This is a genomic window from Microbacterium sp. NPDC089987, from assembly GCF_044748505.1.
In the GTDB taxonomy this organism is placed as follows: domain Bacteria; phylum Actinomycetota; class Actinomycetes; order Actinomycetales; family Microbacteriaceae; genus Microbacterium.
In genome coordinates this window covers 177,454-191,725 of the sequence record NZ_JBIVGE010000001.1, presented here as the reverse complement: position 1 = coordinate 191,725, position 14,272 = coordinate 177,454, and the positions used below count along the sequence as shown (strand labels likewise).

The following is a 14,272-nucleotide window of genomic DNA, read 5'->3' as shown; positions in this document are numbered from 1 at the left end:
CTCATGCGGAACGTGGTTTCTCGTGTGGAACGTGGTTTCTCGGGCCGAACGTGGTTTCTCGTGCTCAGACCGTGAGCGCGCAGCCGGCGTCCGACACGTCGGCGACGGCGGGCGTCAAGGGGGTTGGCGCCGGCGAGCGTCGCATCCGATCATCACGACATGACACGGGATGATGAGCACAACATGGCAGCCACGGACGACGACACCGAGGCTGTGGAGCAGGTCGTCGAGGAGGTTCGCGACGAGATCCGGCATGGTCAGGTCGATGACGATGTCAGCAACGTCCTGGAAGAGCGCTTCGACGAGGCCGGCGTGCGGCTGCGGCCCGAGGCGATCGACGACCTCGCAGAGGACATCGAGAACGACGTCTCGATGTGATCACGTCACTCCGTGAGACCGCGCCCCGGGCATCCGCTCCCGGGCCACACGGGTGACACGCCGCCTGCCGCCCCTCGCGATCTGAGCGAGGGGCGACCTCGGGTCACTCGCGGTCCGCACCCACCAGGTGCGCGAAGGCGCTCAGCCGCGCCACGCCCTCGGGAGTCCAGGGCAGGTCGTCCAGCAGAGCAGGCGAATGCACGAGGTAGGCGACGCTCTTCGCCCGGGAGATCGCGACATTGAGACGGTTCTGCAGCAGAAGGAACTCCGGTCCGCGCGGAGCGTCGCGTCCGCTGGAGGCGGCGAGCGACGTGATCGAGACGACCGCCTCCTTCCCCTGGAAGTTGTCGACCGTGCCGACCGCGACGCCGTCATACCCGGCCGACGACAGCTCGTCGTGGATGAGCTGCTTCTGCGCGTTGTAGGGGGCGACGACGATGAGGTCGCGCTGCTCTAGCGGGCGGGGCGGGTCGTCGCACATGCCGTCGACGTAGGTGCGGCCGACGAGATCGCGCACGATGCGCACCACCTCGGCAGCCTCCTCCACCGACTGCGTGGCGTTGCCGCGATGGCGCACGGGCACGATGTGCAGCCCAGGCTCGACGCCTTCGACGACGCGGCCTTCGGCTCCGGCGGCGGATGCCAGCCTGCTCGCGTACGAGAGGCGCGAGACGGGCGCGGCAACCGCCGGATGCATGCGCCAGGACTCGGCGAGGAAGTAGCCGTATCGCGGGTCGATGACCGAGGACCCGTCCATCACCCAGCCCAGCGCGGAGGTGTCGACCGGCTCGGGGTGCGTGCCCTGGCTGACCTGCGGCAGCTGCTGTGGGTCGCCGAGCAGCAGCAGCCGCTTGGCGCCCGCGGCGACGGCGATGGTGGATGCGAGTGAGAACTGGCCTGCCTCGTCGATCACCAGCAGATCAAGACCCTTCCGGTCGACCCGCCTCGTGTTGCTGAAGTCCCACGCCGTCCCGCCGACGACCGCGCCGTGGTGCGCGTGCTCGGCAAGGAAGCCCGCCATGCCGTCCTTGCGCATCACCGTGAACGCCGGCTCCGCGGCATCCGGGTCCTTCGGCGCCTTCGCGACCTGCGCCGCCGGAACCCCGTCGGCGACGACGCGCTCGAGGAGGTTCTCGACGATCGCGTGCGACTGCGCGACCACGCCGATGCGGTAGCCGTGATCGCGCACGAGGCGCGCGATGACCTGCGAGCCGGTGTAGGTCTTGCCGGTTCCCGGAGGACCCTGCACGGCCAGGTAGCTGTCGTCGAGGTCGAGCACTCCGTGAACGATCGCGTCGACCGTGTCGTCGCCGGCCCCGGTCGGCGGCAGCGGAGCGCCGGAGACGGTGCGCGGCGGGATGCGGCGCAGGATGTCCGTGGCGGCGTCGCTGGGGAACTTCGGCGCCGCGTGATGCAGCGATGCCGCCCACTCCTCGATGGCACCCTGCTGCGATTGGACGTTCGGCGGCGCCGCAGGCGCGAGGGCGACAGGCACTTCGTCCCACACCTGGCCCTGCACTGTGCGCTCGCGCACCACATAGCCATCGTCGAGCACCTCGACGATCTCGACCTCGTGGGGCACATGGATGACGCGCGAGGGAGCGGGAGCGTCGAACGGCGTCGGCACCGCGTAGAGCGCGAACGGGCGTCCGCCAACGTTCAGGGTGCTGCCCGGCGCGACCTCGCCACGCAGTCGCACGAGGCGCGTCTGGGCACGGCGGCCCTCGTCGACTGCCCAGTCCGCGTCGACGCGGCTCGCGGTCGGGTCGACGCGCAGCACGTCTCTGGTCGACTCCCAGATCGACACCGGTTCGCGCAGCCGCTGGAAGTGCCCCTGCCAGAAGCTCTTCGCCTCACGCGGGTGGTAGTCGATCGCCGCGGCGGCGACCCGGTACGACGACGCGCTCGTCTCGTCGCCGGCACGACTCGCCTCGGCCTGCAGCGCGAGCGACAGCGGCGACGGCTCGTAGGCACGGGTCTCGGGGTCGTCCGGCGGAGCGGGAACCACTCCAGCTCCTCTCGCCAGCCCGATAAGCCAGTCCCGCAGCCGCCTGGTGGACACGCAGTCGTAGCGGTTGTAGTCGGCGAGGTCATCGAGGATCGCCTGCGCCTCGGCATCCCGACCAGATGCGCGCAGCTCGCGCGCCTGCACGTACTGGACGATCGAGTCGTCGCCCTTCTGCACGTCGCTCGTGCGCACCTCGTCGCCCATGTAGAGCGGCTCGAGCTTCTTGATCGAGTACGAGCGCGATCCTATGCGCACCGAGCGCAGCACGATCGGGTACAGGTCGACGAAGACGCCCTCGCGCAGCAGGCGGTCGACGTCGGCCTCCTCCGCTCCGTGCCGTGCCGCCATCGCCGAGAGGTGCGAGGTCTCGTACGGGGCGTAGTGGTAGATGTGCATGTCGGGATGCGTCTGCCGACGCAGCTTCACGAACTCGAGGAAGTCGAGCAGCGCCGTCTTCTCGTCGGCGAAGGTGTGCGCCCAGAGAGCCGAGTACTGCTCGGCGTTATCGGTCCACCCGAACAGGTAGTCGATGCCCCACCGCGGGCTCTCCCCGGGCGCCACGGGCTCGGTGTAGAGCGGATCGCCCTCGAAGTCGAAGAACAGATCCCCCCTGCTGGGACGTGGCATGAGGCCGATCGCGTTCGGTGAGACGAGCTCGAACGGCGGCACGGCGCCTGGCTCCGACGCCACTCCTGCCTGCAGCCGGGCCTGCGCGCGCAGCGCGGTGAAGGTATCGGGGTTCATGCCGTCAGGCGCATCGGCGGCGGCGACGAGATCGTCGAGCGAGTGGATGCCCGCGGAGCGCAGTCGCTGTCGCTGCACCGGGCGCATGCGGGCGACCATCAGCAGGTCGCGGTGCGCGGTCACCTGCTCGTCGCACGTCGCGCAGCGCCCGCATGCGGTGATCTGCAGGTCGCCGCGGTCGTCGCCCCATGCCAGCGGCTCGCCCGCCGAGCCGTCGGCCACCCGCCGGTCGGTGATCAGCCTGCGCAGGCGAGCACGACGCACGTGGAACAGGGGAAGCAGGTCGTCGACGCGATGCGTGCTCGTCGTTCCGTCGCCGAGGATCAGGTCGACCTCGTCCGAGCGCGGGATGCCGAGCCGGTCGAGCTGATCGACGTATGCGCCGAGCTGCATGAGCGCGGTCGCGCGTGCCGTGCGAGCGAGCTTCGAGTCCTGCACCCGCCAGCGCCCGACACTTTCCCCGGGCAGCGGCTCGTCGCGAGCGATGAAGTCCGCGAAGCCGACGAACTCCGGAGTCGAGAAGGCAGCCTGGAAGACCAGCGAGGCGCCAGAGCGCAGCGCGCGCTCGGTCGCGTCGACCGTGGCGGCCAGCTCGCCGGCATCCGCAGACGACACCTTCGGCAGCACCACCACGCCCGGGCCGCCGTCGACCGACTCCCCCAGCTCGCTGAGGTACCGCTCGAGCACCTTCTCCTCGTGGCGATCACCGAGCCGGGCGGCACGCTCGAGCGTGGCATCCTCCGGCTCCTCCACCGCGGGAACACGACCGAGCTTCGCGTCGAGGGCGCGCGCCCAGGCGAACTCGCACTCCGCTGCCAGCTTCAGGTCGCTGGCGCTCCAGACGACCCGGTTCTCCGCTGCGATGACCCGCACGATGCCCCTCTCCCTTGCCTGCCTTCGACACTATCCGCAGGCTCGGACATCACCGGGGCGCCGGTGCTCGGGGCGGGTTCTCAGCGCCACCATCCGTCGGAGGGGGCGACGGGAAGGTGCCGCTTGTGCCGGGATGCCCGGTACTTCTGCTCGATGATCGCGGCGGCGGCCGGCTCGACCTCCCTGCCCTCGAGGTAGTCGTCGATCTGCTCATAGGTGAGGCCGAGCTCGTCCTCGTCGGAGCGGCCCGGCATGCCGTCGAGCAGGTCGGCGGTGGGCACCTTCGTGTAGAGGTGCTCGGGAGCGCCGAGCTGCTTGAGCATCGCCCGCCCCTGACGCTTGTTGAGCCCTTCGAGCGGGACGACATCGGCGGCTCCATCGCCGAACTTCGTGTAGAAGCCGGTCACCGCCTCGGCGGCATGGTCGGTGCCGAGGACGAGCAGCCCGTCGTGGCCTCCGAGCGCGTACTGCACCACCATGCGCAGCCGCGCCTTGATGTTCCCGCGGTTGAAGTCGCTGATGCTGTCGCCGAGCCCCTCCTCGAGGTCGCGTTCGAGGCCGTCGACTCCGTTCTGGATGTTGACGGTCACCGAGCGATCGGCCCCGACGAAGTCGATCGCGGCCTCCGCGTCGGCGGCATCCGCCTGCACGCCGAACGGCAGACGCACTGCGAGGAACGTCGCCTCTCCCCCGTCTGCTCGCACGCGCTCGACCGCGAGCTGCGCGAGGCGACCGGCGAGGGTCGAGTCCTGACCGCCGGAGATGCCGAGCACGTACCCCTTCGCTCCGGTGGTGCGCAGGTAGTCGACGAGGAATCCGATCCTCGTCTCGTTCTCGGCCGCGGGGTCGATCTCGGGCTTCACACCCAGGTCTTCGATGATCTGCTGCTGCATGGTCATGGGGCCTCCTTCGTCGGTACCAGTCTCCCCCAGCTGAGAGGATGGGGGCGTGAGACTTCTCGTCGCCGCCCTGGCATCCGAACTTCAGGCCTTCCCCGCCGAGCTTCCCGGCTTCGACCGGCTGGTGACGGGTCCGGGAAAGCTCATGGCGGCGTACGGGCTGACCCGCGCGCTCGACGCCAAGCGATATGACGAGATCGTCGTGGTCGGCACCGCCGGCGCCGTGGACGACTCGGTCGAGTCGGGGATCTACGACGTGAGCGCGGCGATCCAGCACGACGTGCAGGATCTCGACGGCATCATCGGGCAGCACGTGTCGCTGCCTGCGCGCGTGGAGACCGGCCGCGACGGAGTGACCATCGCGACGGGCGACATCTTCGTCGACGACGCGGACGCGGTCGCGCGGATCCGCGGTCTCGGCGGCGTGCTGGTCGACATGGAGACGTTCTCGTTCATCTGGGTGGCGCAGAAGTTCGACGTGCCGATCCGGGTGATGCGCGTGGTCTCGGATCGCGCTCAGGACGGCGCGACGCAGGTGTGGGATGACGTCGTCGCCGCGTGCAGCGCGCAGCTCTGGGAGCACATGCGCAGCGAATACCCGCTCTGATCAGCCCGCGCGCCTCGGCGCGCCGCAGCCGGCGCGCCTCAGCTCGCGCGCCGCGGTGCGTCGATGACGCTGTGCCCGTCGGGAACCGTGCGGACGCTCAGCTGAGCCGGGATCTGCTCCTGCATCGCCTCGACGTGGCTGATCACGCCGACCGTGCGCCCGCCCTGGCGCAGCTCGTCGAGGGTGCGCATCGCCGTCTCGAGCGTGTCGGCGTCGAGTGACCCGAACCCCTCGTCGATGAAGAGCGTGTCGAGCCGGATGCCCCCGGCGCGCGCCGTGACGACCTCGGCCAGTCCCAGCGCCAGCGCCAGCGACGACAGGAACGTCTCGCCGCCGGAGAGCGATTTGGCGGGTCTCGTCTGTCCGGTGAAGGCGTCGAACACAACGATGCCAAGGCCGGATGCCGCGCCGCGCGCTGCGAGCGCGTCGGAGTGGCGCAGCTGATAGCGGCCGTCGGACATGTCGTGCAGCCGCAGGTTGGCGGCGGAAACGATCTCTTCGAGTTCAGCGGCGAGCACGAACGTCTCGAGGTTCATCTTGTGCGTGTTCCCCGATCGGCCGGCGAGCGCGTCGGCGAGACCCCGCAGCACCTCGAACTCGGCGGCCTGTTCCGCCGATGCCTCATGGGCACGCGCGGCCGAGTCGACGGTCGCCGTGAGCCCCTTCTGCACGCTGCGCGCATGGCTGTCCGCGTCGACCGCGCCCTGCCAGGCATCCCGAGCGTGCTGCGCGGCCTGCTCGGCGGGCGCGAGGTCGATCGGCTCCTCCGGCAGCATCCGCATCTCGAGGTCGAGCAGCAGCGCGCGCTCTTTCTTCACGTCGACCGCGTAGGCCGTGATGCGTTCGTCGAGAGCCGCCAGCTCTGCCGCGCTGAGCATGGCGTGCTCGGCCTCCGTGACCTCGTCGAAGACGGAGGCGTCGAGAGCCTCGTGGAGCTCGGCGCTCGCGCCACGCTCTCGCCCGGCGGCGTCGGCGTGCGTCTCGATCGCCTCGGCCGCAGCGGTGGCGAGCGCGATCTGCTCACGTGCCTCGACGAGCCGGGCGGCGACCGTGTCGTGCTCGCCTCGTGCCTGTGCGATGGCGGCATCTGCGTCGGTGATGCGCTGCTCGATGAGGGACAGCTCTGTGCGGGAGGCGGCGAGGGCATCCGATGCCGCTGCGCGGCGCTGCTCGAGGTCGACGAGGCCGCGCTGGAGCTCCTCGACGCTGACGCTCAGCTGCCGTGCGCGAGAGACGGCGGCTTCGGCCGCCTCGCGGGCGGCGATGGCCTGCGTGAGCTGGCCGCTCGCGTCGGCGACGCTGAGTCCGCCGGAGCGCTCGACAGCGGCGGCGAGCTCGGCGGTGCGCTCAGCGAGGGTCCGCGAAGCCGCGCGTTCGACCGCTGCCGCGGCATCGCGTGCGATCTCGGCGGCCTCGATGTCGTCGGCCGACACCGGATCGGCGTGCGCGGCGGGGGCCGGATGCGCGGTGGAACCGCACACGGCGCAGGGCTCACCGTCGACGAGCGCCGTCGCGAGTTCGCCGGCGTATCCGTCGAGGCGGCGCCGTCGCAGGAGCGCGAGCTCGGCCTGGGCACGCGTGTGCGCATCGGAGGCGTCGGACTCGGCGGACGCCGCCGCCGCGACCGCGGAACTCAGGCGCTCGGCATCCAGGGCGCCCGCGTGCTGCTTCTCGGCAAGCGCGACACTCTGCGTGACGTTGTCGAGGCGATCGCCATCGCGACGGGCCAGGTCACGCTCGGCGGTCAGTTCGGCGATCTGGGCGGGGAGCGTCGCGCGCTCGGCGTCGAGAGCGCTGAGAGCGTCCGAGGCGGTGCTCACCGCGACCTGCGCCGCTTTCAGTTCGGCCGCGCGGCGCGCTGCGCCGGCTTCGAGCTGGGCTGCCTGATCCCACGCGCCGCACTCGCGTGTGCGCTCAGTCGCGAGCTCGCGATACGCGGCCGCTCGCGTGCGGTCGGGCCCCGTGCCCGGCCGGGGCGCATCCGCATGAATGAGGCCGGCAGCAGCGGTGACCGCGCTCTCCTCGGCCTGCGCTGCGGCGGTTCGAGCGGCGGATGCCCGTGCCGCGGCGGTGATGAGGGTGCGCAGCGCGTCGGCCGCGCGGGCGCGATCACGCCGCGTGGTGGCATCCGCGATCTGATCCGTCTGGGCCTCCAGTGCCGCCAGCGCCGAGCGCGCGCGGTCGCGGTCGGACTGCGCCCGGCGCTGCTCGGTGAGCGCGGTGAGCGCTGCGTCGGTCGATGCAAGCGCCTTCTCCGCGGCCGCGCGCTCGGTGCCGAGCTGCTCGACCCGGTAGTCGGCGCGGGCGATCGCACGACGAAGACGCTCGATCCTGGCATCCGTCGTATCCGGAAGGGCGTCCGCGTCGTCGCCCCACAGCTCGGCGTCGCCGACGATCCGCTCGGCCTCGTCGAGTCGCGCGTCGACTGTCGCCCTGCTGCCGCCCAGTGCGTTCTCGGCCTCGCGGCGGCGCTCGTCGAACCGGGCCTGATAGTCGGCGAACCGCTCGGTGCCGAACAGGCGGCGCAGCAGCGCCTGACGCTCGCGGCTGTCGGCGAGGAGGAAGTCGGCGAACCGGTTCTGCGCGAGCAGGATGACCTGCAGGAACTGCTCCTGGGTGAGCTGCAGGATCTCGTTCAGCTCGTTCGCGACGTCGACGGCGCGAGCCGCGATCCCCACCCAGCCGGCGTCGGTGAGCTCTTCCAGCGAGACGGCGGCCGCCTGCTTGGTGAGCCCGCCGCCGCGCTTGGCCGGACGCTGGTACTCCGGTGAGCGTGTCACTCGATACCGGCCCGCGACCGTGCTGAACTCCACCACGACCTCGGTGATGTCGTCGGGTTCGCAGTGATCGCTGCGCAGCCGCTTCTCGCCGCCCTTCTCGTAGCGGGGCACTCCGCCGTACAGACCGAAGCACACGGCGTCGAGGATGCTCGATTTGCCCGCGCCCGTGCGTCCGGCGATGAGGAAGATGCCGTCGTCGGCGAAGGCGTCGAAGTCGATGCTCTGGCGCTCGCGGAACGGCCCGAACCCCTCGATCTCGAGGCGGTGCAGCTGCATCAGACGAGCGCCTCGGTGCGCACCCGGTCGTCGAGCACCTCGCGGATCAGCTCGGCCTCGCGCTCGGTCGCGCCCTGGCCGGCCCGCACGTGCTCGAGGAACGCCTCGATCCGGTCGACGTCGCTGACCGCGGCGCGCAGGCGCTGCGTGTACGAGCGCTCGTCAGCGGCATCCGCCCCCTCGGGCTGGTGCTGCACCAGCGCGCAGAACGGGAACCGCTCGCGCAGCCGCCGCATCGGCTCGTGCTGCGGCACGGCGTCGGTGTAGACGGCGCACACCCAGTCGTCGGCGTGGCGGGCGTTCTCGTCGCTGAGGATGTCGTCGAGCGAGCCGGTGAGCGTCACGAGAGCGCGCGGGATCGGAAGGTCGAGCCATTCGATCGATGCCAGACCTTCGGCGTCGAGGTCGACCAGCCACGAGCCGCGCTGCTTGTGCTGCTCGCCGAAGCTGTAGTGCAGCGGCGCACCGGAGTATCGCACCCGGTCGCTCAGCTGCTGGCGGCCGTGGATGTGCCCGAGCGCGACGTAGTCGGGCCCGTCGAAGCCGGCCAGCGGCACCATGTCGAGGCCGCCCTGGCGCACCTCGCGCTCGAGCCCGACGGTCGCGTCGACCCCGGCGGCGAAGCAGTGCGCGACGGCGACCGATCGACCCGCGTTGGCCGCCATGCCCTCGCGCACGAGGTCCATGGCGTGCTGCATCACCTGCGCCTGCGTGCGCAGCGAGCGCTCGTCGTCGATCCAGTGCCGGCGGACGATCGCGGGCTCGAGGTAGGGGATGCCGAAGAAGTGCACCGGGCCGTGCTCGTCGTGCACGGTCACCGGTGTGGCGATGGCGAGCGGATCGGTGAGCACGTGGATGCCGTCGCGCAGCAGCCGGGAGTGGAACCCCAGGCGAGCGGCGGAGTCGTGGTTGCCGCTGGTCATGACCACGGTGGCGCCGGTCTCGTGCAGCGCGAGCAGAGCGTCGTCGAGCAGCGTGTAGGCGGATGCCCCGGGCGTGGCGGAATCGAACACATCACCGGCGACGATCACCACGTCGACCGCGTGCTCACGCACCTGCACGACCAGCGCGTCGAGCACCTCAGCCAGCGCCGCGAGCGTGGAGTGCCCGTGGAACGTGCGGCCGATGTGCCAGTCAGAGGTGTGCAGGATGCGCATACTCACACGGTACGTACTGCCTCCGACATCGCGTCCGAGGCGTGCCGCGATCAGCGGCGGCGCAGCAGATGCTGCTTGTCGGGATGCGCGTCGAACCAGTCGGCGACGTACCAGCACACCGCGTCGATGCGGCGGTCTCCTCGGGCCTCGATGTCGGCCACGGCTCCCGCCACCACACGGGCGGCGTACCCGTGCCCGCGGTGCGTCGGGATCGTGTACGCGCGCGTCATCGCGACGGTCGCGCCGTCGTCGCGGTAGTCGAGAACGCTCAGCAGCTCGCCGTCGCGCGTGAGGGTGCAGCGCGATGCATCCTTCTCATCCAGGAACACGAAATCAGCGGCATCGGCGGTTGAACTCACCCCACAACGTTACGTCGTGTTTCATTGCCGGGATTGTCACGTTTTGACATGGGAGGTCTCCGTGGGAAATAATCACCCCCATGACCACCAACGCAAGCCCTCTGTCCGCCCAGGAGGCGAACGGGACTGCCGGGATGATGATGCCCGGTCGCGTTGGCATGTGTTGCCGAATGTGTTGCTAAGGCGCAACCACCCAGCCTGACTCGCTGAATTCTCCTCGATCTGAGGACGAGTCTCTGAGCGCCCACCCTTCGCGCTCATCTCCCACCGGCTCCGCCCGGTCATTCGTGCAACGCATCCCGAGTTCCTCGGCTCACGCAAGGATCCATCATCATGTCGAACACCGCCCTCCTCGAGCGTCCCGTCACCGCCCCTGTCCGGGTGGTCTCGCCCGCAGACGCCGCCGCAGACCTCCCCTCCGTCCGCTCACCTCGCGGGTTCGCCCTCTACGTCGGCATCGACGAGATCAAGGCGGCATCCGCCGGCATCAGCCTCCCGGTGCTCGTCGACGCGCTGCGCCGCACGCTCGCCGAGCTCGCCCCGACCGCCGAGACGCACGCCACCGTCGCCCTCGCCCCGCAGTCCGCCGGCGGCCGCGACCTGGACGTCGTGCGCCTCGCCCTGCACGAGCCCGGCGCCATCGCCCGCGCCAACGCCGCTGTCGAGGAGGAGAAGGACGAGGAGTCGGGTGTCGTCGTCGACATCTCCCGCAAGCGCGTGCTGCTCGACGGCGAGTCCGCTTCGTTCACCTACAAGGAGTTCGAGCTGCTGCAGTACCTGGTGCTGCGCGAGGGCCGCACGATCGAGCGCAGCGAGCTGGTCTCGGCGCTGTGGCAGGCATCCGCCGATGACGAGGCTCCCGGCGAGCGCACCATCGACGTGCACGTGCGTCGCCTGCGCGCCAAGCTCGGCCGCCACGAGGACATCGTGCGCACCGTGCGCGGCGTCGGCTACCGCTTCGATCGTCACGCCGACGTGTCGATCCGCTACGGCCACGGCACCCCCTCCCCCGACCGCTTCTGAGCCCGCCCCGCTCGCTCTCTCGCCGCTCGCTCTCTCGCCGAGACCCCCACTTCCTGCCGACACCCCCAGGTGTGGACGTCCGCAGACAGGGGTGTCGACGACAGATAGGGGTGTCGGCGGTCAGAGTGCCCCGGCCGGGAGGCAATGTCAGGGACGGCGCGTAGGGTGCTGGCATGACCCTGATGACGGATGCCGTCGCGCCCGCCCCGGCGCGCGAATCCGTCTATCGTCCGCCGCACCCGCTGCATCTCGGTCGCACGGTCGGGATGCTGCGCCGCGGCGGAACAGATCCCACGATGGTCATCGACGGACCCCGCATCTGGATGACCTTCCGGACGGATGCCGGGATCGCGACGCTGTGCCTTCGGCAGGGCTCCGACGGGGTCCATGCCTCGGCCTGGGGGCCCGGCGCCGGCGAGGCACTCGACGTCGTTCCCCGGCTGTGCGGCGCTGACGACGATGACGCCGGGTTCGTCATCGACCACCCGCTGCTCGAAGAGGTGTCACGCCGGCATCCCGGCATCCGGATGGCGCGCACCGACCGCGTCTTCGATGCCCTCGCGTGCGCGATCATCGAGCAGAAGGTCACCGGAATGCAGGCGTTCGGCGCCTGGCGGTACCTGGTGAGCCGCTTCGGCGAACGCGCGCCCGGCCCGACGCCGCGACCGATGTTCGCCTCCCCCTCGCACGAGGTGTGGCGGAGCATCCCGTCGTGGCAGTGGCATCGCGCGGCCGTCGAGCCGCCGCAGTCACGCACCATCGTCGCCGCAGCGCGACGAGGGGCGAGCATCGAACGCGCGGCCCTCGCCGCGGTCGACGGGGCCGACCGAGAACGGGTGCTGACGAGCCTGCACGGCGTGGGCGTGTGGACCTCCGCGGAGACGCGCATCCGGGCGCTCGGCGATCCCGATGCCGTGAGCGTGGGTGATTATCACCTCGCGCACGAGGTCGGGTTCGCCCTCACCGGTCACCGCACCGACGATGACGGGATGCTCGAGCTGCTCGCCCCGTGGGCAGGCCATCGCCAGCGCGTGATCCGGCTGATCTGGGCATCCGGCTCCCGCGAGCCGCGCCGTGGCGCCCGCCTCGCCCCCGAAGACCACCGCGACCGCTGACCGCGCGGCGCCCCGCCTTCGCGCCCGTCCCGGCGCGTCCGCGCGCCTTCGCCCGTCCGCGCCCGTCCCGTCCGCCTTCGCGCCCGCCCCTCGCCGCTGAGAAACCACATCGCGCATGAGAAACACCCGCAGGCCTTGTTTCTCACGCGGAACATGGTTTCTCACGCGGAACGTGGGTTCTCGCGCACAACCTGGTTTCTCACGCAGAACATGATTCCTCGGCGAGGCGGGTCGGCGAGGCGGGACGATCCGCTCAGTAGTACACGGCGAGGGGTCCGTGCGGGCCGTCGATCACCTGCACGGGGGTCTCGAACACGCGCGTGAGCACCTCGTCGGTCATGATCTCGGCGGGGGTGCCGAACTCAACGACCTGCCCGTCCTTCATGGCGCAGATGCGGTCGGCGTAGTGGCCGGCGAAGTTGATGTCGTGCAGCACGATCACGATCGTGCGTCCGAGCTCGTCGGCGGCGCGCCGCAGCTGCGCCATCATCGTCACGGCGTGCTTCATGTCGAGGTTGTTCAGCGGCTCGTCGAGCAGCACCACATCCGTGTCCTGCGCGAGCACCATCGCGACGTACGCGCGCTGGCGCTGACCGCCCGACAGCTCGTCGAGGTAGCGGTGCTCGAGCATCCCGAGATCGAGGAAGTCGATCGAGCGGCTGATGACGTCTTCGTCCGCCCTGGTGAGCCGGCCCTTCGAGTGCGGGAAGCGTCCGAACCCCACCAGCTGCCGCACCGTCAGGCGGGTCACGAAGTGGTTCTCCTGGCGCAGGATCGACACGACCTTCGCGAGGTCCGCCGACTTCGTCGAGGCGACATCCAGTCCTGCGATCGCGATGGAACCGGCATCCATCCCCATCAGCCGGCCGACCATCGTGAGCAGCGTCGACTTGCCGGCCCCATTCGGACCGATCAGCGCCGTGATGCCGCCCTCGGGGATGACGAGGTCGAGCGGCCCGATCGCCACGTCGGTCGCGTACTCCCGGCGAACCTTCTCGATGGTGATCACAGGCGGCCCTTCTTGAGGATGACGATGAGGAACACGACGCCGCCGACCAGCTCGATGATGATCGAGACGACGCCCTGCGCGTAGAAGATGTTGCGCATGACGAAGTACGCGCCCGACAGGATCGTGAAGGCCGTCAGCACCGCCACCGGGAACACCAGGCGGTGATCGTCGGAGCCCGCGAACTGGTACGCCAGCGTCGCGACGAGGAACCCGAGGAACGTCATCGGCCCGACCAGCGCCGTCGAGGTCGCCATCAGCACGGCGACGAGGAACAGCGTGATCATCAGCTCCCGCCGGTGATTCACGCCGAGCGCGTTCGCGGTGTCGGCGCCCAGCGCCATCACGTTGAGGCGGCGGGCGCGCATCCACAGCAGAGCGGATGCCACCACGCACAGCGGCACGGCGACCGGAAGGTACGAGGCATCGGCGTTCGAGATGTTGCCGAAGAGCCTCGCGGCGAGCACGTCGAACTCGCTGGGCGTCAGCAGCCGCTGCATGAACGTCGAGATGGCGCCGAGGCCGCCGCCGATCACGATGCCGATCAGCAGCATGACCTGCAGATTCGCATAGCGTCCGGTGAGCAGCCAGCCGTAGAGCAGCATGGCGAGGGCCACCATGACCGCGATCTGGATGCTGAACTGCAGCAGCCCCTGTATCGCGACGAGTCCCGCGATCCCGAACAGGTACACCGACGAGGTCTGCACGGCACGGTACAGCGATTCGAATCCGAGGATCGACGGCGTGACGATGCGGTTGGTCGCCACGGTCTGGAAGCTCACCGTCGCCACGGCCTGGCAGACCGCGACGATGATCATCACCAGCACGTTGGTGAAGCGCAGCTCCGCGATGCGCCAGAACCCGACCGTTCCGAACGGCATCGGGTTGTCCCAGGCGAGCAGCCCGATGCCGAACCCGGCCGAGAGCACGATCAGGATGCTGAGCACGATGAGGTATCGACGCCTGGCACGGGCATCCGCGAACCAGCCCAACGCTGCTCGCGCCGGCGTCGACGGCGCTGCCTGCATCCGGCCGGGCGCGTCCACC

11 protein-coding genes are annotated in these 14,272 nt (G+C 70.3%); 4 read left to right on the top strand and 7 right to left on the bottom strand.

Annotated elements, in window-relative coordinates:
* Positions 1 to 159 precede the first annotated feature (159 nt).
* A complete protein-coding gene (locus ACIPV2_RS00945) occupies positions 160 to 378 on the top strand; it encodes a hypothetical protein (RefSeq protein ID WP_400837236.1) in 219 nt (72 codons plus the stop codon).
* Positions 379 to 481: 103 nt separating this feature from the next.
* Here ACIPV2_RS00945 and ACIPV2_RS00940 read toward each other — a convergent pair whose 3' ends face one another.
* Positions 482 to 4,003, bottom strand: a complete 3,522-nt coding sequence (locus tag ACIPV2_RS00940) for a TM0106 family RecB-like putative nuclease (protein WP_400837233.1) — start codon at positions 4,001 to 4,003, stop codon at positions 482 to 484.
* Positions 4,004 to 4,083: 80 nt separating this feature from the next.
* The gene (gene nadE, locus ACIPV2_RS00935; protein WP_400837230.1) at positions 4,084 to 4,902 is read right to left on the bottom strand and encodes an ammonia-dependent NAD(+) synthetase; all 819 of its coding nucleotides are present in this window, start codon (positions 4,900 to 4,902) and stop codon (positions 4,084 to 4,086) included.
* A gap of 49 nt (positions 4,903 to 4,951) precedes the next feature.
* Between nadE and ACIPV2_RS00930 the strand changes: the two genes are divergently transcribed.
* On the top strand, positions 4,952 to 5,509 hold the full coding sequence (locus tag ACIPV2_RS00930; RefSeq protein ID WP_101188090.1) for a nucleoside phosphorylase: 558 nt from the start codon (positions 4,952 to 4,954) through the stop codon (positions 5,507 to 5,509).
* Positions 5,510 to 5,547: 38 nt separating this feature from the next.
* Here the strand turns inward: ACIPV2_RS00930 and ACIPV2_RS00925 are convergent, their stop codons facing one another.
* The 3 genes from ACIPV2_RS00925 to ACIPV2_RS00915 are packed head-to-tail and all read right to left on the bottom strand — an operon-like array spanning position 5,548 to position 10,081.
* Positions 5,548 to 8,565 carry an AAA family ATPase gene (locus ACIPV2_RS00925; protein WP_400837227.1) on the bottom strand — a complete coding sequence of 1,006 codons (3,018 nt, stop codon included), beginning with the start codon at positions 8,563 to 8,565 and terminating at the stop codon, positions 5,548 to 5,550.
* On the bottom strand, positions 8,565 to 9,722 hold the full coding sequence (locus ACIPV2_RS00920; RefSeq protein ID WP_400837224.1) for an exonuclease SbcCD subunit D: 1,158 nt from the start codon (positions 9,720 to 9,722) through the stop codon (positions 8,565 to 8,567). Before ACIPV2_RS00920 ends, ACIPV2_RS00925 begins: the two co-directional genes overlap by 1 nt.
* A 50-nt stretch (positions 9,723 to 9,772) precedes the next feature.
* Positions 9,773 to 10,081, bottom strand: a complete 309-nt coding sequence (locus ACIPV2_RS00915; protein WP_101188087.1) for a GNAT family N-acetyltransferase — start codon at positions 10,079 to 10,081, stop codon at positions 9,773 to 9,775.
* Between the two features lie 333 nt (positions 10,082 to 10,414).
* Between ACIPV2_RS00915 and ACIPV2_RS00910 the strand changes: the two genes are divergently transcribed.
* Positions 10,415 to 11,104 (top strand): winged helix-turn-helix domain-containing protein, encoded by a 690-nt coding sequence (locus ACIPV2_RS00910; RefSeq protein WP_101188086.1) that lies wholly within the window; start codon positions 10,415 to 10,417, stop codon positions 11,102 to 11,104.
* A gap of 173 nt (positions 11,105 to 11,277) precedes the next feature.
* Entirely contained in the window at positions 11,278 to 12,219 is a 942-nt protein-coding gene (locus tag ACIPV2_RS00905) for a DNA-3-methyladenine glycosylase family protein (RefSeq protein WP_400837219.1), read from the top strand.
* 253 nt (positions 12,220 to 12,472) lie between these two features.
* On the opposite strand, the gene ACIPV2_RS00900 is transcribed toward ACIPV2_RS00905, so the two are convergent.
* Together ACIPV2_RS00900 and ACIPV2_RS00895 are read right to left on the bottom strand one after the other, a co-directional pair.
* Positions 12,473 to 13,228 (bottom strand): ABC transporter ATP-binding protein, encoded by a 756-nt coding sequence (locus ACIPV2_RS00900; RefSeq protein ID WP_400837217.1) that lies wholly within the window; start codon positions 13,226 to 13,228, stop codon positions 12,473 to 12,475.
* Entirely contained in the window at positions 13,225 to 14,253 is a 1,029-nt protein-coding gene (locus tag ACIPV2_RS00895) for an iron chelate uptake ABC transporter family permease subunit (RefSeq protein WP_400839874.1), read from the bottom strand. The genes ACIPV2_RS00900 and ACIPV2_RS00895 overlap by 4 nt, the downstream gene beginning before the upstream one ends.
* Between the last annotated feature and the right edge of the window lie 19 nt (positions 14,254 to 14,272).

Excerpts from the sequence above, each read along its gene's own strand:
- ACIPV2_RS00925 (WP_400837227.1), bottom strand. The coding sequence starts at position 8,565 with ATGCAGCTGCACCGCCTCGAGATCGAGGGGTTCGGGCCGTTCCGCGAG.
- ACIPV2_RS00910 (WP_101188086.1), top strand. The coding sequence starts at position 10,415 with ATGTCGAACACCGCCCTCCTCGAGCGTCCCGTCACCGCCCCTGTCCGG.
- ACIPV2_RS00945 (WP_400837236.1), top strand. The coding sequence starts at position 160 with ATGACACGGGATGATGAGCACAACATGGCAGCCACGGACGACGACACC.
- ACIPV2_RS00905 (WP_400837219.1), top strand. The coding sequence starts at position 11,278 with ATGACCCTGATGACGGATGCCGTCGCGCCCGCCCCGGCGCGCGAATCC.
- ACIPV2_RS00895 (WP_400839874.1), bottom strand. The coding sequence starts at position 14,253 with ATGCAGGCAGCGCCGTCGACGCCGGCGCGAGCAGCGTTGGGCTGGTTC.
- ACIPV2_RS00920 (WP_400837224.1), bottom strand. The coding sequence starts at position 9,722 with ATGCGCATCCTGCACACCTCTGACTGGCACATCGGCCGCACGTTCCAC.
- nadE (WP_400837230.1), bottom strand. The coding sequence starts at position 4,902 with ATGACCATGCAGCAGCAGATCATCGAAGACCTGGGTGTGAAGCCCGAG.